Genomic DNA, 17,452 nt, shown 5'->3' with positions numbered 1-17,452 from the left:
ACGCTCCATGAAACATTACCAAACCAAGCTTTTCAAACGGCTACCGTCGATCGGGGAAAAGAATTTGCCTGTTACCCAAGAATCGAGCAGGAATGCAGCATTGATGTTTATTTTGCGGATCCTTATTCGTCCTGGCAGCGGGGCAGTAATGAAAATGGGAATGGGCTCCTTCGAGAATTCTTTCCCAAAGCAAGTGATTTAGCTCAGCTTACCGAAGAAGAGCTCCAACAAGCACTGGCTCTCATCAACGGACGTCCGAGAAAATGTTTAGACTGGAAAACCGCTCACGAAGCATTTGAGCAGGAAGTGTTGCACTTAGGTTGACAAACCGTCTTAAGGAAAAAAGCAGTACAACCGATAGTTGCAGTAATACATAATACGGCTCCCATCGGAACGGCGGTGGTTTCATTAATACCAACAATCTGGGATGAAGGTGGAACCAAATAATAACGGAAGCATTCCCAGTAAAGCACTGATACTGCCTGCCCTGTGCCCTTGATATTCCATTGCCAGTGTAAAAGTACTTATTAATACCTTTCCCATACAAGCCATTTGAACTACTCCACCTTAAGAGTCAAGCCAAAACGTCCTTTCCCAGTTGGATTATGTATTATATATCTGTCCCCCCCTTTTCGTCATTTGTATAAAAGCATTCTATTAGAAAATCATAAGAAAACAAGCAGAGAGAAAAATTATATACAAAATCCTCAAAGATATACGGACAATTCCAGAAAAAATATTGAGAAAATTCAGCAATTAGTGTAGTCTGGAAATTGATTGTTTAACTTGTAAGGACATTACATTTTTGTAAGCGGTTCATTTAATGAGAGGGGGTAGGTGAATGGAAAGCAGGAAAGTGTTAAAAAGGATGATGTTGAGCACACTAGCTGTTGTTTTCATTGGTGTTGTTTTTTGGATAGCCATTACAAGTGACAAGGAGGAAACTACCGTGGAAAGCAACGAATCTGCTGAGAACGATAACAAAAAAGACGAAGAGCCAAACTTTTCAGAAGTTGCGGTACATGATCCCTCTATTATAAAAGAAGAGGACACGTTTTATATTTTCGGCACACATATCGAAGCGGCAAAATCAAAGGATTTAATGAATTGGGAATCGTTCACAAACGGATATGAAACGCCCAACAATTCATTATATGGAGATCTTTCGGCAAATCTATCGGAATCCTTTGAGTGGGCTGGTGAAGACGATGCGGACAGTCAGGGAGGATTTGCTGTATGGGCTCCGGAGATATTTTGGAATGAAGATTATGTGAATGATGACGGGTCAACTGGTGCGTACATGATTTATTATTCCGCATCATCAACCTATATTCGTTCGGCGATAGGTTATGCTGTTTCTAAGGATATAGAAGGTCCTTATGAATACGTGGATACCATTGTTTATTCCGGATTCACAGAGCAGGAGGACTATGATGAGAACAGCGATGTTAACAAAAAATGGACGAACACAAATATTCCTGATTTGGTTGATGAGGGGGATGTCAGTGAAGTGAACCCCTCTTGGTTTAATGAAGACGGTTCATACAACAATACAATGTATCCGAACGCTATTGATGCCAATGTTTTTTATGATAAAGACGGAACACTATGGATGAGTTATGGGTCTTGGTCCGGCGGTATTTTTTTACATGAACTGAATAAAGAAACAGGTGGGGTCATCCGCCCGGAGAAAGACGGAGAAACAGAGGATGGTCGTATGATAGACCGTTATTTCGGGACAAAAATTTCAGGGGGATATGGAAAATCGGGCGAAGGACCGTATATCGTGTATGATGAGGAAAGTAAATACTACTTTTTATATAAAACATATGGATGGCTTGGATCGGATGGAGAATACAATATGCGCGTGTTCCGGTCCGAAAGTCCGGAAGGTCCATTCGTTGATGCACAAGGGAATCCTGCCGTTCTTCCTGAGGATACAGACAATGCACCATTTGGAAACAAATTGATGGGGCACTATGAATTTAAAAGTACATCAGATGACGCCAGCTTAGGTTACTTTTCCCCCGGCCACAATTCTGTTTATGTTGATCCTGATACAAATCAACAGTACCTTGTTTTTCATACACGTTTCCCAGACTCTGGAGAAAAGTTTGAAGTACGTGTGCACCCCTTGTACATGAATGAAAATGATTGGCCTATGGCTGCGCCGTATCGCTATAGCGGTGAAAGTTTAGAGGAAGTATCAGAAGAAAATGTAGTGGGAGACTATAAATTTATTAACCATAAAAAAGATAATACGGATGAAGTAAAATCCTCATCGGAAATAACATTACATGACAACTATGAGGTTTCAGGTGAAATAGAAGGAACGTGGGAGCTTTTAAATGAAAATGAAGTTCGAGTCACCGTTGATGATGAAACATACAGCGGGGTTTTTGTTAAACAATGGGATCCGCTTGAAGAACAAAACGTATGGACGTTTACTGCAGCATCTGATCAAGGAATAACAATTTGGGGAAGTCGAACAAGTGCATTGAAATAAAAACTGAATGAAAAAAGGAATTTCATGAAAGCTGTATCAAAAGGTACAGCTCTTTTTTTTATGATACTAAGGATGTAACGACAGCCAGGAGCCAAAAGTACCCTCCTGCAACGCAGATCCAATATATCAGGGGGGGTGCTTTCAGCTGTCATTCATCCGCTTGTGGACACTAAGACCGGCAGATAGGGGATTAGTGTCCACAGAGTACTATTTCGGGGATACTGGGTCGATGAAAACGAGCACCAGTGTCCGCCGGCAGAAATCAATGGACACTACCTGCCGGTACAGGCGGCTTTAGTTTCCCCCGACCCTGCTTTCATGGATACTAAGCACGCTGTTGAACGATGTAGTGTCCACGGAACTGCGGCGGACGAAACCATCTCAGTCCAGCTCCCATGCCTTACTTGTGCGCTGACGCACGGCTGTTGATTATCCAAATATAGGAAACGTTTCGTTGGACTCCGCCTTTCCTGCCCGCTTTCCGCGGGCGTCGCCTCAGCTACCGGGAAAATCACCCGGTGATCTTCGGCTGACGCTTCTCCCGCTGGAGTCTGGGCGGCGGGTTCGTTCCACTGAAAAGGAAGGGGGATACATGCTTTGATCACAGATGCACCCTCCTCATAGAACCCTTTCCCATTCCTTTATATGGTAAATCAACAGGCGTGGCGCTGACGTACAAGCGTCCGCCGCCAGCGCTTGCTGAAAAGCCGGCGAAATACTTTTTCCATTCACAGACTTTTGATACGATTCCATTACAATTTTTGTTTGAAAATGACAATTGAGTCAGGCGGTTTTATTATACGTTAAATAATAAAAAGGGCTGTCAAAAGGCTATAATAAAACAGCCCTTTGACAGCCCCGACCTTGTTCAGTTCTCCTTATTCCTTTATATCCCAGTCATTTCGTTTGAACGTGCCCAGAGTGTGTATGCTCGAGCGGCCGTCTCCAGCAGAATCAATCTCGAGCAGATCCGGAAATGAAGCACTGCTGCATAAAACGTGAAACGCTGCGGTATCTGCCAGATGCGACAATATTTCAGGGTCCGTTTCAAATACATACAGTTTAAGGCGGTCAACTTGTTTGACGACAGGAACAGTCAGTGTCTCTGCCGCTCCATGGAAAGGCTGGTATCTTATCCAGCCGGCAAGCGTCCCGGATGCACCTTCCAAGTGAGGAAGGAAGTGACTGGATACATGTATCAAATAAAGATAATAGGATGTATCATAAGAAAAATAATCCGAGGAAATCCGGGAAAACCATGCCGCTTTAAACCACTCTACCAACCGGAAATACGTTCGCTCTTCCGGATCAAGATACAGCACCTGTGCCGTGACATCACTTAGGACCTCTTGTACCGCATGCTTCCACGGATCAAGCCTTGAACTATACACAGGTTGGAAGGGATTCTGGTAATTATGGTAGGATTCAAATGATTCGTTCAATACCCTTCCCCCTTCTTACGCTGTTTTATTACTCATATTGTACGAAACCTCCGGCTCCCTTGTAAACGTATTTTTGAAATTCCCGTTCAAAAACCAAGAAAGATTTTTTTACACTATTGCATATATTGAAGCAGCGAGGTCGCAATCAAAAAGTAAATCATAAGGCTGATTACATCACTTAACGTTGTAATAAAGGGGCCCGAGGCAATCGCCGGGTCCATTTTCAGCTTATTAATAAGCATTGGTACCGTCGTTCCAATCACACTCGCCGCACCTAGCGATATCATAATCGACACACCAACAATAACTCCAAGAAAGAAGTCACCATAAAAAAGACCAATAAGAACGATAATAACAGCGGCACATGCAACTCCGATATAAAAACCGGTAAGAAACTCCCGCGCAATGGTTTTCATGAATCCTCGTTTTTCCAGATTTCCAGTGGCCAAAGCCCGCACCGCCACCGCAAGCGACTGAGTACCGGTGTTCCCGGCCGATCCCATCACCATCGGAATAAACGCAGCCAGCAGGACAACAGTCTCCAGCGTGCTCTCAAATACACTGATAACCTCCGCCGTCCCGAGGCCGAAAAACATGAGAAGAACAATCCACGGCATTCTGCGTTTAGCTGCCTGGAACGGCCGGAGCGTCACATCGGCCCCTCGTGAAGCAGTAATCTCACCAATATCTTCGGCTGCTTCTTCTTCCATTACATCAATAACGTCATCAAACGTTACAATGCCTACCAGCACCTGATGCTCCGTAACAACCGGAACGGCCAGAAAGTCATACTTCTGAATGATCTGCGCTACTTCTTCCTGATCGGTTTTCACATGTACCGACACAACACGGGAGCTCATAACCGATTCAATCGTTTTGTCGGAATAGGAGGTAATAACATCCCGTATCGACGTCACGCCGACAAGTTTCCCGGCTTCATCTACGACATATAGATAATAGATGGTTTCTGCATCCGGTCCTTTTTCCCGCAGCAGTTCAATAACGTCCTCGACGGTATGAAACGCTTTAACCGATATGTATTCTTTCGTCATAATAGACCCAGCTGTGTTTTCTTCATACGTCAGAAGTTCACGGACGTCGGCAGCCTCTTCCCGGTCCATAGCCTGTAAAATAGTATCGGCCTGATCCTCTTCCAACTCACTGAAAAAGTCGGCCACATCATCGGCGTACATACGGTTAAACATCTCTGCTGCATAGTATTCATTCAGCTCAGGAGCAATCCGCTTCTGATCTTCGGTTTCCAGTCCTTCAAATACTTCCGCGAACTCGTCCGGACTCAAAAATTCATAGACGCGTTTACGTTCAGGTGGTTCAAGACTCAAAAACACATCGGTCTGATCTGCGGGGTGAAGTTCAAGAAACATCGTTCGAAATGTTTCTATTTCTTCGGTTATGACAGCTTTCATAATTTTGTCCACATACGATTCTCTTGTTTCTTCATTTAATTTTACCACTATGGATTCCTCCCGCAGCAGAGGTTTTTTCAGGAAAGATCCGGTTCGGATTTTTCCGCACGGCTCAGATCCGCTTCCGGACACTGCCGAGTGTTCTGTAGGATACACAAGTTACAATATAATGCCGCTGTCGAAGGCTGTCAATTCACCTCTGGGCATTTGGTTTGATTTTCTTCTGCTTTGACCCATACACTTTTTTTGTGAGCGCAGGAGCATACAGAAATAAAGCGATGCCTGCAGCGGACGAAATGACGATGAACAAGCTGCCAAACGCCATCACTTCTGCTGTAGCTGCGCTGGCTATGATAATCGAAAATTCGCCGCGGGGCGTGAAGGAGAGTCCGGCCCGAAACGCCGACCTTGGGGACAAACCATACATGCGGCCACCAGCCATGCCTGTCAGCCATTTACCAAGCAGGGACCATCCAATTAATGCAGTAAGCAGCGCAGGATACATGACACCTCCGTCCAGATTAATCTGAGTGCCAAACCAAAGGAAAAACAGGGGCAGTGTCAATTCGCGTACCGGCTGAATAAGCGGCTCGAATGTTTCACTTCTTCCTGTTTCAGCCAGCATAATCCCTGCCAGAAACGCTCCAAGCACCTCTGAAAGTTCCAGGAATACAGCCGTACCGCTGACAATCAAGGCCAATCCAATCAAAAACAGATGAAAAATGTCGGACCCTGCATTTCGGTCGATAAAAGTCTTCAACTTGGAGAAAACAAATCTTCCCAGGAATATGGCAGCCAATGTCAATGCTGTGACTTTAACCGCAAGAAACAGAAAGTCCATTCCTGTCACCTCTCCTCCTGCCATAATCCCTGCAAAAACAGCGACCATGACAGGAGCAGCCATGTCTTCAAAGATAAGCACCCCGAGCAGGAATTCAGATTCCGGATTGGCGGTCCGCTTCGTATTCTGCAGCATTTTCAATGTAATGGAGGAGCTGGTGGCATAAAGGATACCCCCGATGAGAAAGGCTGTTAAAACATCCAAACCAAAAAGCAGACAGATCCCTGTTGAAAGAACAAAATTTAAAAATAAGTCAAGCAGTCCGGCAGGTGTTACTCTTTTCGCAATCGCTCCAAGCTTGCCGATGGGAAATTCCATCCCCAGCATAAAAAAGAGCAGCACAATGCCAATTTCCCCTGCAAAGTATAGAATATCCGAATCACTCAGCAGACCGCTGAACACGATGCCCGCTAAAATAAACAAAATAACATCGGGAATGCGCGTTCTCAGCCCGAGAAATCCAATAACAAACATAGCAAAAAGAATAAGCCCTGCTGCCAGCAGCTCCGGTATTTCCAATTCCACGTAGGATTACCCCTCTCCTTCCGCCATTTCTTCGAATATCGCAATTTGACTTTTTTTGCCAATTACCATAATAGTGTCTTCGGATTCAAGTCTTTCCTCCACACCCGGACTCGCAATTACTTCATTATTCCGGAAGATTCCTACTACCGATACGCCTGTTTTCTTCCTTACGTCCGACTCTCCGATAGTTTTTCCGGCAAACTGGGACGTTTCCTGAAGCTCTATCCATTCCACTATTACTTTGCTGCGGAAAAGTTTCATCTGGTCACTATCCACCGGCTGAAACATCGCACCTAACAGCTGCGCACCCAGCTCCCTCGTTTCATTGGACGTCAGCTCCATGGAAAAGTCCGGTTCATCATCATCCGGTTCCTGAAAAAAGTACAATTCTCTTTTTCCTGTGTGATGGGTGACCAGCACAATCATATTTCCTTGAGCGGTGTAGAAGGTCATTTTTTTGCCGATTCCAGGAAGATCTGCTACTTTTACATCCAAACTCCCTCTCTCCTTTCTCTCGCTATCTCCATCCCTTTATATTGTAAGCAATAAACAGCTTTATGAACAGGCGATGCAGACAAAGCAGTACTTCTTTTCACCTTTTATTCATGATATATTCTAAAAAAAGGCTGTAAAAGGAGTTCCGGTTTTTATGTGGAAACCCGCGCTTATTGTATTTATCACTGTACTGCTGACCATTCTTACTGCCGGAGCCGGCTGGGCCTATTATCTATACCAAAAAGCCGGGACACATGTAGAGGAAATGAACGACAACTACGCGGAAGATGTCGGAACATCCATTCAATCTTCAGGTCCTCTGCGCGGAACGGTGTCCTTTCTTTTCCTTGGAATTGGAGACCGCCCTGGAGAAAAGGGCCTCGCTGATACCATAATGGGAGCATCCATCAACCCGGAGGACGAATCCGTTCTGCTGTTTAATATCCCACGGGATACGAAACTTAACATACCAGGCCGCGGCCGGGAAAAAATAAACCATGCTTACGCCTACGGAGGAGCAGGACTTGTGAAACAGACCGCAGAAAACAAGCTGGATTATTCGTTTGACTTTGTGGTGGAGGCGGACATGCAGGGGTTTTCGGAAATAGTCGATCAACTGGGTGGAGTGAAGGTAAAAAACGACTTTGCTTTCTCTCAGGATAACGTCGATCACAGTAGAACATTCCATTTTAAAAAAGGACCGGTTACCCTGAATGGAGAAGAAGCACTGCAGTACGTAAGGATGCGCAAAAGCGACCCAAGAGGAGACCTGGGCCGAAATGAAAGGCAGCGGCAGGTACTCTCCGCTCTCTTAGAAGACACCATGTCACTCGGGCATCTTCCCGACAGCTCAGATATTTTGGATATTATGGAGAATAACGTAAAGACAAACATGACACTGGAAGAACTCCGCGCTCTATTCACTCGGTATCGTTCTTCGTTTGACTATATACAAACATTCGAACTGGAAGGAAAGAATCAAATGGACAAAGGAGTCAGCTATTACGAGGTTACAACGCGCGAATGGCAAAAGGCAGCACTCCGCCTGAAAAATCATCATTAAAGCAGGAGGTCTGTCACGTTCCGGTCACCGTCTGTCTCTTTCGCATCAACCACGTTAATGCAGCGTTATACACGGCGTGGGCGGCGATTGGTGCCCATAATGCTCCTGTTCGTAAAAACAAGACACCCAGAACAGCTCCCATCATAAAAACAATGATATGGATAAGCACATTCCCCTTATACTGCGGAATGTGAAGCGCCATGAACAACAGGGAGACAAGAAGCAGTGCTGCTGTTTCTCCTGTATAACCTGCTGTAATACCAAGAAGAGCACCACGGAACAGAATTTCCTCCGAAATACCTGCTCCAACTGCAATGGTGAACAGACCATATTTTTTCGCTGCCAGCTGTTCAATCAAACGGATGTAAAGATTATCCGGAAGTTTAATTACTGAAACGTGGTAAAGACCGATAACAACTACTGCAAACACTATCCCGGCACCGGCTCCCGCCGCGGTTTCCAGTACTGCGTTGTCCAGACTCCAGAGATTCCATAGATACTCCGGACCGTTAAAAATTAGAATCAGGATTACTGCGGATGCAGCAAGAAACGCGAAACTTTTCCAGACAGTTCCAAGCGGCATATCGTCCGGTCCTTCTGTCGGCTCATTCAACGGAAAACGCTCCTATTCTATAACAATAATCGAAGATGATAATACAGCGTTCTGGCTGTGGTCGAAGTATAACTGCTCCCTATGTTCCACATGTTCCACAAGGCACCTTTTATCCCGCTCTCTTCCCTCGGGATAACGGCTGCACTCTGTTTCTTTTCTCCGCCGGATTTCACGCGTTCTTTCGTCAGGGGGCCGCTCAGCATAACTCGGTTCCTGTCATTTAAGACTTTCCATTCGCCGTCGTTCCCTGCTTTTAATGTCGTGTTTGTTCCTTTTTCCTGAAGATAACTCTTTTCTTCGGAAGTAATATAAATGCTTTGATCCGGAGACTGAAAACGCGCTCCCTCTGGTACTGTCTTCCTTTCAAACGCATGAAACCCATAATCCAGAAGTTCCCTCGTGTCCTGGTAAGCGTTCCGACTCGTGTCGGCGTCCATAACGACTGCTATCAGTTCCCTCCCCTGCCGTTTGGCAGAGGTAACGAGGGTATAGCCCGCTTCCGAAACATAGCCGTTTTTAACACCCGTCGTTCCTTCATATTCCCAAAGAAGCTGATGGTGATTGCGCAGCTCGGTTTCCCATCCCTTCCCTTTCCATTCAAGCGTCTTGGTCGACACAATGTCACGGAAAGCGTCATTATGCATCGCATATCTCGTAATACGAGCCATATCTTCGGCTGTAGAATAATGATCTTTTTCAAAGAGGCCATGCGGATTGCTGAATGAGGTGTTTTCGATACCGGTCTGTTCGATGAGATAGTCGGTCATCTGCTTTGAAAACCATTCTTCTGTACCTTCGAGATGCTCAGCTATCGCCGTGCCGGCGTCATTTCCGGAATTGATAAGCAGACCTTGAACAAGTTGTTTGAGCGGCATTTCCTCTCCTTCGACGAGGTAAACGGATGTGCCTTTTGTATCTGCAGCGCGTCGGCTCACGGTTACCATTTCTTCCGGGTCTCCCAGTTCAAGCGCTGTAATGGCGGTGCCGATCTTTGAAATCGACGCCGGATACATCCGCTTTGTTCCTTTTTTATCAACCAGCACCTGTCCGGTCCCGGCATCCATCAGCACAGCTGTTTCAGCGGAAGGATCGGGCCTTTTTTCACCCTTCGTCTCTGCATAGGCACTCTTCCAGTCAGAAGCCAGCAAAAACACAACACATGCGATGGCAGCCAAAAATAAAGTATATCGTATTTGTTTCATTAAAAAGATACTCCTTTATTACAAACTTTCGGTCTGCATGCTGTTTTTTTCCGTCTTCATCAAGTATGTTCGACAGAAACCGTGCCTGTTCCTGCTCTCAAGCAGTAATTCAAAGAAAAAGAACCGAATCAGGACGGTTCAATTTCTTCCATATACCCTCTCATTTTCTCTTCTGTCATCGCACCGAGAAGAACACGCTGCACCGTTCCGTTTTCATCTATCAGGAACGTGGAAGGAAGCGGGCTGACGCCGTAACGGTCCAGAACACTCTTGTTTTCATCAATCGGCATAGGAAAAGACAAGTTATAACGGTCAGCAAAACGATTCACAGCCAGCTTCGACTCGCCAACATTGACGGCAAGAACTTCCACGCCGCGTTTTTTAAACTCCTTGTACAATTCGTTCATGTAGGGCATTTCTTCCTCACACGGAGGACAATATGTGCCCCAGAAGTTCAGGAACACTCCCTTTCCCCGGAAGTCTTTCAGTTCCACTTGTTCGCCGTCCGCCGTTTCCAGCACAAAATTAGGGGCTGTCTCCCCTTCCTGGACATTCGTCTCTTCTCCGGACATAAAATTAGTATAAAAAACATAAGCGAGCATTACTGTAATTGCTCCCAGTATCGAAGAACGCATAATCAACCGTTTGCGTTTTTTTGCCATTCAGAATGAACCTCCTCATCTTGACTGCATAAAAAATAGAGAGACCATGTCCAGTATAAATGTTTTTTCAGTATTATGCATTCTACATAAAAGCGATTTTATGAAAATATAAAGAAGGAACTGTACCTTTTGATACAGCCCCTCCCTTTTTTACTTATTCTCTCCGCTGGAAAATTCCGTTTCAGTCCCGGTGTTTGTGTCTTCTTCCAAATTTTCTTCTGTTTCGTTTTCTGTTTCGTCAACTTGCTCCTCTTCGCCTTCAACGGAGTGCGGGTCCGCAGCTTCATCTGCATTTTCCTGGAGACTATCCGTGTGTCCAACCCTGAATTGCTGAATAAACGAAGCAAGGGTATCGCTTTGTTCGTGAAGAGACTCTGCAGAGCTTGCCACAGAACGCATAGCCTCTTTCTGCTCATCCGTGGAAGCATTTACTTCTTCAGCAGAAGCTGCATTGGACTGCGATACTTCAGCAATTCTCGTAATAGCCTCTTCCACTGCCTGCCTGCGCTCGTCCATCATTGGAATTTCTTCCAGAAGGCGCTGCACCACCGCTGAAATCGATTCTCCGGTTTCTTTTATCTGTTCAAACGAATGTTTTACAGACTGCACCGCTTCCTGCTGTTCAGAAGAAACATGACGGGAACGTTCTACGGTCTCATGCACCTGGTCTGCTTCATCCGTCAGCCCTTTCAGGATGGTTTTCACTTCATCGGCGGATGTACTGGAAGCGTCAGCGAGTTTGCGCACTTCTTCGGCCACAACGGCGAAACCTTTTCCATGTTCGCCCGCTCGCGCTGCCTCAATGCTGGCGTTTAAGGCCAGGAGATTGGTCTGATCGGAAATATCTCCGATAGAGCTCATCGCTTTTTGAATATCTTCGAGTCTTTCCGACAAACGGGCGAATACGTGCTCTACTTCTTCCATCATCGTCTGGGATTCCCCGGCCTTTTCTGTCAGCGTTGTTACTTTGGCTGCCCCTGCTTCGTTAATTTCTTCCGATGTTTTAGAACGGTTTTCAATTTCTTTCACCTGTTCTTCGAGAAACATAAAGGCTGTTGTGAGTATCTCCATCTCCTGCTTCGTCTTCTCCGCTTCCTCGGCCTGAGACACAGCACCCTGCGAAATATCATAGACAGCGTTTGCTACTTCCTCTCCGGAAGCACTTGTCTCTTCCGAAACAGCGCTGAACTGCTCGGAAGAAGAAGCCACCTGGGTGGCTGAGCCTTTCACCTGCTCCACAAGCGTCCGGAGATTTTCAGCCATTTTATTAAGATCTCTGCTCAAATAGTCTATTTCTTCATGCGTACTTCCCGGGAACTGAACGGTAAGATCCCCTTCCGCCATCTCATTTACTTTCTTCTGCATCTCTTTTACCGGTTTTGTGATACGCCTGGATATAATCACCGTAAGGAGAACGGAAAGAATAATCGCCGCCGCAGCAATAATCATAATGGTATCCCGGATACCGGCTGATTCCGACGCCATGGCGTCATCTGAAAAAGCCGTACCAATTACCCAGTTGTTCGTTTCAATCCTGTCATAAAACAGGCTGTACTCGTCATTTTGGTGCTGCAGGGAGGTGCGGCCGCTTCCCTCCGTATCCAAAACCGAATACAGTGGGTCCCCTTCGCCAAGCTGTACACCATCTTGTTCCGGGTGGGCCACCACCGATCCGTTATCACCTATCAGCGTGATAAAGCCGTTGTAAGGCACATCCATTTCCGCCATCATTTCATTCAGATGGGAAAGCGACACGTCTATACCAACAACACCGAGCACATCATTGGTGAGCGGATCTACGACGGCCTTTCCTGCGCTGATGACATAGTTCCCGCCGTCTTCACTTTTGTAAGGCTCTGTCCAGGCTGTCTTTTGGGGCGTTTCTACGGCTGCCTGATACCACGGGCGGGTCGTTGCATCCATGTCTTCCACATTCACATGAGGTGTCGTATGCGTCCCCCCGTTGGCCGCCCCTGTGAACGTCAGTTCCACGCTGTCATAGTTGTAAATAAGGCGGTTCATCACTTCTATCACACCACTGTAACCTTTGGAATAATCCGGACCATTCCCGCTCTTATCCTTCAAAAAAGTAGTAACTCTTGTGTCCCCACTGATCATATTAAGATGATTTTCGAACGTTTCAAAATACTGTTCTATGTAACGTTTTTCCTTTTCCACCGAACTGGTTCCTGTCCCGGCTGCATTTTCCTCGACGACATCTGTCATCTGGTAATAAATAATAATTGCGGCCGCAAGCAAAGACACTGTTACGAGACCGCCTGTGAGAAGAATTAATTTCGTATTCAGTTTACGCATTCTTTCATCCCCCATCTTTATGTAACACAACTGAGGCTTAAGTATCGAGTCCATTATAGATTTTCCGTTTCAGATACTCCGTAAATAATACCTTTGCCTCATGTGACTTTCATTACTTATATCGACCTTCTTTCTGAATGTTTAATACAATGTAAAAAAAAGAGGAATCCCTGTACCTGAAGCAGAATAAAAAACCCGGACGATGTCAACGCAGCAAAGCAGCACGAATGACTATCGTCCGGGTTATGGTAGAACTTGTATCTTAATTTCATTTCCTTGTTTGCGCAGCGTATTATTCTTTCTGCTGTTCGAAAAAGTATGTTTTGGAATGATAACGCACACTCATCACAATACCGAGGGCAAACATTGTCGCAACGATGGAGCTTCCTCCGTAACTGAGAAGCGGCAGGGTGAAGCCGGTAACCGGGAGAAGACCGAGACCCATCCCGATATTTTGAAAGATCTGGAACGCAAACATGCCGATCAACCCGGCACACAGGTATTTTCCGAAGGCATTATGGCAGCGGAGGCCCGTCATTAAAATCTGGTACAGCAGCACGAAATAAAGGGTGATAACAAATGCTCCTCCCAGAAAACCGTGCATCGAACTGATCACCGCAAAAATAAAGTCGGTATGCGCCTCGGGAATGTACACCGATGTACCGGAATTACCATAAAGCTGTCCGGAGCCGATGGCTGTCATTGCCTGAAGAACCTGGTATCCGGCATCCACATGTTCAAATGGGTTGAGCCATCCGTTAATGCGGGCCACCTGATACCCGGGAAGATTGGAAAGAAGGTTACGTCCCACCCATTCTGGAAACTGGTAAAAGGCAAACACAAAGGCAAGACCGGCTGTAATCGGGACTCCGATTAACACAGTAAGAATCCGGTACGACATCCCCGACACAATCAACAGTGCTGTAACAATGGCCCCGATGAGCATAATGCTCCCCATATCGGGCTGCCGGTAAATCAGGAAAACAACTGGTGCAATCAGCACTCCTATTTTGAGAAGCAGCCATAGATCTGTCTGAATCGAACGATCTTCACGGTGCCTGGAATTGTGACGATAAATAATCGCACTTAACGTAATGACGAGAAAGATACGCATAATTTCCGAAGGCTGGACTGTCCCAATCTTCGGCACCGCAAACCAACTTACCGCCCCGTTCTGCATGGGAGCGAATGTTTCATTGGGACCAATAACATCGAGAAGCACCAGCGAAAACAGACCGACTCCATATAAAAACCAGTGAATATTCATGTAGTACTCAAAATCAAAGTGAAGAACGGCAAATGCCACACCAAAACCGAGTACATAATACATCATCTGTGATGTATGGAACGTGGCTTCATACTGCCCCATCTGCTGAGCGTGGTAAATGTAAAAACAACTGACAACGCCGAACAGGAACATGACAAAAAACATGTTAATATCATATTGTTTTTCGTTGATTGGATTATGTAAACTCACCAATGCATCACCAGCATTTCTCTATATGGTTGAAATTTCCCCATAAAAATCATACACGATTATGATTCAAACGTATAGAGGGAAACTTCCCGGAGAATTTCAATCCCTTTATCAAGCATGTTAAACTTAATAGAAATGGTGTCATGTATAAGCCGTATTTTGAGCAGAAGGAGCTGTTGATTTAATGAATACAGCCGGAAAACAAAAACGTATCCAGACCCTTGATATACTGCGGGGCTTTGCACTGCTCGGTATATTGACTGCCAATATGGCTTCGTTTAAATCTCCTTTTTTCCAGCTGCAAAGTCTTCCGGGAGCATCACCTTCTTTTCCTTCAGACATGGTGGACGGGGGAGTGACATTTATGATCGACTGGCTTGTAACCGGCAAGTTTTATCCTTTGTTCTCCTTTTTATTTGGACTCGGTTTTTTTCTTTTCTATGAAAAACTGAAAGAGAAGGGGATGGATGCAGATAGGTTTTACAAACGAAGACTTGCCTTTTTAATGGGGACCGGGCTGTTTCATTTACTTTTCCTGTGGTCAGGCGACATTCTTCATACATACGCCGCTGCAGGGCTGCTGCTGCTTCTGTTTATCCACCGGAGTTCCCGCACCATTCTAACGTGGGTGGTTGTCCTGGTTTGCCTGGCATCGGTTTTCATTGCATTTCTTACGATCAGCGCAAATATGCTGACAGCCTCAGAGACCGGATACGAAGAACAGATTCTCACAAGCGCTGCAGAAGCAGAAGCCGTGTATTCCACCGGATCCTACCTTAACATTCTCCATTTCCGGCTGAATGAAGAAGTTCCGCTCGTCCTTTCCAATTTGGTGCTGAATGTCCCGCACATTCTTGGCTTGTTCCTTATCGGTCTGTATATTGGGAAAAAAGAATGGGTGCAGCGAGCAGCTGAGTACCGGGGATTGTGGAAAAAAACGATGATATCCATGCTCACTGCCGGAGGACTTCTATCGTTTTTATATGCGGCTCTTCTTCACGACTTGCTGCCGGTTCCGCTCTGGCTTGCCGATGGCACAGCACAGGGGTTAAATATGCTGGCAGGGCCGATGCTGATGCTTGGCTTCGTCGCTTTCTTTGTCACGATCACCGAAAAACAGCTGTTCTCCTCTTTTTTACGCCCTGTTGCTGCGGCGGGACAGATGGCGCTTACGAATTATCTCCTGCAGACATTGATCTGCATCTTCCTCTTTTACGGGTTCGGCTTGGAACTCTTTGGAACGATAGGGGCAGCCTCGGGGTTTCTTATTACTCTTGTCATTTTCAGCACGCAGGCCGTCTTCAGCTCTTTCTGGCTCAAACGCTGGAGGCAGGGTCCCTTGGAAAAGCTGTGGCGGCACTGGATATACCGACCGCTTCATTAATACAGCTTATAGATGGCGGAACCCGCGGATAATGATTACTGGTATGTATTTTCAGGCTGCCATCAAACATTTACGGCAGCCTGATTTTTGCAGCTGCACCGAAAGGTCCGGACTCTGCCGGCAAACCGGATTTATTTGTCTGTATTCGGCGTTATCGAAACATGCAGAAGCACTTCTCCCGCATCACTTGTCAAAGGAATCGTAAGAAACGTTTTTTCCATACGGAAAGTGGACTTCCCCTCATTAATAACCGGCGGTGAAATATCAATAACAGCTTCTGCCTTCGCAAGCTCAGACGCGGCTTTTCCTGCCACCCAGTTACCAAATTCCTGAATGGCACTCCAACCCATTTCATCCAGAGTCTCAACGTTCATACCACCCATCATGCTTCCTACAATAGAAAGGGCGGTCTGCTCTTTCATCGTACAGATAATCTGGCCCTCCAACGTGCCGTTAACGCCCATCAAAACCGAAATATCAGAAGAAATAAACTGATTGCCGGATACATATGGTTTGGATTTTTCAATCTGCAAGCCAAGGTGTTCATTTACAATGATGACAGCGGCGTTTTTTATCGCGTTGACATGCTGTGCGTTCATCTGCGGTGCTGCACTCATATTAAGGCTCCCCTTTTTTTATCCCATCACTTTTTGAACGGCATCCATAACCCTGTCTGCCTGAAATGGTTTAACTATAAAATCTTTCGCTCCTGCCTGAATAGCATCAATGACCATGGACTGCTGACCCATAGCAGAGCACATAATCACTTTCGCCCCCGCATGCTGCTGCAGAATTTCTTTCAGTGCTGCAATACCATCTTTTTCGGGCATCGTAATGTCCATTGTTACCAGGTCAGGCTTCATCTCATTATACATATCCACTGCTTCCTGGCCGTTAGACGCTTCGCCTGCAATCTCAAATTCATTTTTTGTTAAAATATCCTTAATCATCATCCGCATAAATGATGCATCATCCACAATAAGTACAGAAGCCATGCTTTCACCTCACGTTTTTATTTGTCTGCCTTACATACCGGAACGCTGTTTGTCGTCCTGCTTATTCAAAATTTTATCAATATGGAGAAGCGTAAATAAGCGCTCTTCCAGTTTTATAACGCCGCGTAGATATTCTTCTGCCACACCTCCTACAACTTCAGGAGTAGGTTCAATATTTGAAGCGGCGATATCCATGACATCGTTCGCTCCATCCACAATAAACCCGATATCACTGTTATCTCTTTTTAAAACCAGAATTCTCGTCGCTTCATCGTAAGGTCTGCTTTCCAGTTCAAACCTTTTTCTCAGATCCATCACCGGTGTAATGACACCTCTTAAGTTCATCACCCCGATGATATAAGGTTCCACTCCCGGAATACGGGTGACAGCCTGCATTTTCTCAATGGACTGAACGTCATCCACTTCGATTGCATATTCCTCATCTTTGAGCTGGAATACGATTACTTTTACATATCCTTCTGCTGTTTCTACGGCCATTTCTGC

At 45.7% G+C, this 17,452-nt stretch carries 17 protein-coding genes and 1 pseudogene; 4 read left to right on the top strand and 14 right to left on the bottom strand.

Annotation, left to right across the window (positions count from 1 at the left end):
• Window positions 1-324, top strand: a 324-nt coding sequence (locus tag BM058_RS11220; RefSeq protein WP_143083015.1) for an IS30 family transposase, incomplete at its 5' end; no start/stop codon positions are given.
• Here the strand turns inward: BM058_RS11220 and BM058_RS18620 are convergent.
• Window positions 285-543: pseudogene (locus BM058_RS18620) on the bottom strand (hypothetical protein); the annotation flags it as partial. The gene BM058_RS11220 and the pseudogene BM058_RS18620 overlap by 40 nt on opposite strands.
• A 298-nt stretch (window positions 544-841) precedes the next feature.
• Here BM058_RS18620 and BM058_RS11210 point away from each other — a divergent pair.
• On the top strand, window positions 842-2,506 hold the full coding sequence (locus BM058_RS11210) for a glycoside hydrolase family 43 protein (protein WP_322787880.1): 1,665 nt from the start codon (window positions 842-844) through the stop codon (window positions 2,504-2,506).
• Window positions 2,507-2,778: 272 nt separating this feature from the next.
• On the opposite strand, the gene BM058_RS11205 is transcribed toward BM058_RS11210, so the two are convergent.
• The 5 genes from BM058_RS11205 to BM058_RS11185 all read right to left on the bottom strand — a co-directional run bounded on the left by BM058_RS11205 (window position 2,779) and on the right by BM058_RS11185 (window position 7,236).
• On the bottom strand, window positions 2,779-3,111 hold the full coding sequence (locus BM058_RS11205; protein ID WP_090927130.1) for a hypothetical protein: 333 nt from the start codon (window positions 3,109-3,111) through the stop codon (window positions 2,779-2,781).
• 273 nt (window positions 3,112-3,384) lie between these two features.
• Entirely contained in the window at window positions 3,385-3,948 is a 564-nt protein-coding gene (locus BM058_RS11200; RefSeq protein ID WP_090927129.1) for a hypothetical protein, read from the bottom strand.
• Between the two features lie 113 nt (window positions 3,949-4,061).
• Complete coding sequence (gene mgtE, locus BM058_RS11195; protein WP_090927140.1) at window positions 4,062-5,423, bottom strand: magnesium transporter; 1,362 nt, start codon at window positions 5,421-5,423, stop codon at window positions 4,062-4,064.
• Between the two features lie 145 nt (window positions 5,424-5,568).
• On the bottom strand, window positions 5,569-6,741 hold the full coding sequence (locus BM058_RS11190) for a cation:proton antiporter (RefSeq protein ID WP_245736951.1): 1,173 nt from the start codon (window positions 6,739-6,741) through the stop codon (window positions 5,569-5,571).
• A 6-nt stretch (window positions 6,742-6,747) separates the two neighbouring features.
• Window positions 6,748-7,236: a cation:proton antiporter regulatory subunit gene (locus BM058_RS11185; protein ID WP_245736949.1), complete on the bottom strand. Its 489-nt coding sequence runs from the start codon at window positions 7,234-7,236 to the stop codon at window positions 6,748-6,750.
• Between the two features lie 154 nt (window positions 7,237-7,390).
• On the opposite strand from BM058_RS11185, the gene BM058_RS11180 reads away from it, so the two are divergent.
• On the top strand, window positions 7,391-8,299 hold the full coding sequence (locus BM058_RS11180; protein WP_090927128.1) for an LCP family protein: 909 nt from the start codon (window positions 7,391-7,393) through the stop codon (window positions 8,297-8,299).
• 13 nt (window positions 8,300-8,312) lie between these two features.
• Here BM058_RS11180 and BM058_RS11175 read toward each other — a convergent pair whose 3' ends face one another.
• The 5 genes from BM058_RS11175 to BM058_RS11155 form a co-directional block, all read right to left on the bottom strand.
• Window positions 8,313-8,912 (bottom strand): CPBP family intramembrane glutamic endopeptidase, encoded by a 600-nt coding sequence (locus BM058_RS11175; protein WP_090927127.1) that lies wholly within the window; start codon window positions 8,910-8,912, stop codon window positions 8,313-8,315.
• A 17-nt stretch (window positions 8,913-8,929) separates the two neighbouring features.
• Window positions 8,930-10,114: a D-alanyl-D-alanine carboxypeptidase family protein gene (locus BM058_RS11170; RefSeq protein WP_090927126.1), complete on the bottom strand. Its 1,185-nt coding sequence runs from the start codon at window positions 10,112-10,114 to the stop codon at window positions 8,930-8,932.
• A gap of 128 nt (window positions 10,115-10,242) precedes the next feature.
• The gene (resA, locus tag BM058_RS11165; protein WP_090927125.1) at window positions 10,243-10,776 is read right to left on the bottom strand and encodes a thiol-disulfide oxidoreductase ResA; all 534 of its coding nucleotides are present in this window, start codon (window positions 10,774-10,776) and stop codon (window positions 10,243-10,245) included.
• A 150-nt stretch (window positions 10,777-10,926) separates the two neighbouring features.
• Complete coding sequence (locus BM058_RS11160) at window positions 10,927-13,092, bottom strand: methyl-accepting chemotaxis protein (RefSeq protein ID WP_177195527.1); 2,166 nt, start codon at window positions 13,090-13,092, stop codon at window positions 10,927-10,929.
• Window positions 13,093-13,384: 292 nt separating this feature from the next.
• Window positions 13,385-14,569 (bottom strand): FtsW/RodA/SpoVE family cell cycle protein, encoded by a 1,185-nt coding sequence (locus BM058_RS11155; RefSeq protein ID WP_090927123.1) that lies wholly within the window; start codon window positions 14,567-14,569, stop codon window positions 13,385-13,387.
• A 184-nt stretch (window positions 14,570-14,753) separates the two neighbouring features.
• Here BM058_RS11155 and BM058_RS11150 point away from each other — a divergent pair, with 184 nt between their 5' ends.
• A complete protein-coding gene (locus tag BM058_RS11150; protein WP_090927122.1) occupies window positions 14,754-15,953 on the top strand; it encodes a DUF418 domain-containing protein in 1,200 nt (399 codons plus the stop codon).
• 131 nt (window positions 15,954-16,084) lie between these two features.
• On the opposite strand, the gene BM058_RS11145 is transcribed toward BM058_RS11150, so the two are convergent.
• The 3 genes from BM058_RS11145 to BM058_RS11135 are packed head-to-tail and all read right to left on the bottom strand — an operon-like array spanning window position 16,085 to window position 17,446.
• Window positions 16,085-16,570, bottom strand: coding sequence for a chemotaxis protein CheX (locus BM058_RS11145; RefSeq protein WP_245736948.1), 486 nt, complete (start codon window positions 16,568-16,570; stop codon window positions 16,085-16,087).
• Window positions 16,571-16,588: 18 nt separating this feature from the next.
• The gene (locus tag BM058_RS11140; protein ID WP_090927121.1) at window positions 16,589-16,948 is read right to left on the bottom strand and encodes a response regulator; all 360 of its coding nucleotides are present in this window, start codon (window positions 16,946-16,948) and stop codon (window positions 16,589-16,591) included.
• 30 nt (window positions 16,949-16,978) lie between these two features.
• A complete protein-coding gene (locus tag BM058_RS11135) occupies window positions 16,979-17,446 on the bottom strand; it encodes a chemotaxis protein CheW (protein WP_090927120.1) in 468 nt (155 codons plus the stop codon).
• Window positions 17,447-17,452: the final 6 nt, after the last annotated feature.

The sequence above is a fragment of the Salibacterium qingdaonense genome (assembly GCF_900114715.1).
Classification (GTDB): domain Bacteria; phylum Bacillota; class Bacilli; order Bacillales; family Marinococcaceae; genus Salibacterium; species Salibacterium qingdaonense.
This window is presented reverse-complemented; position numbering and strand designations above follow the sequence as displayed.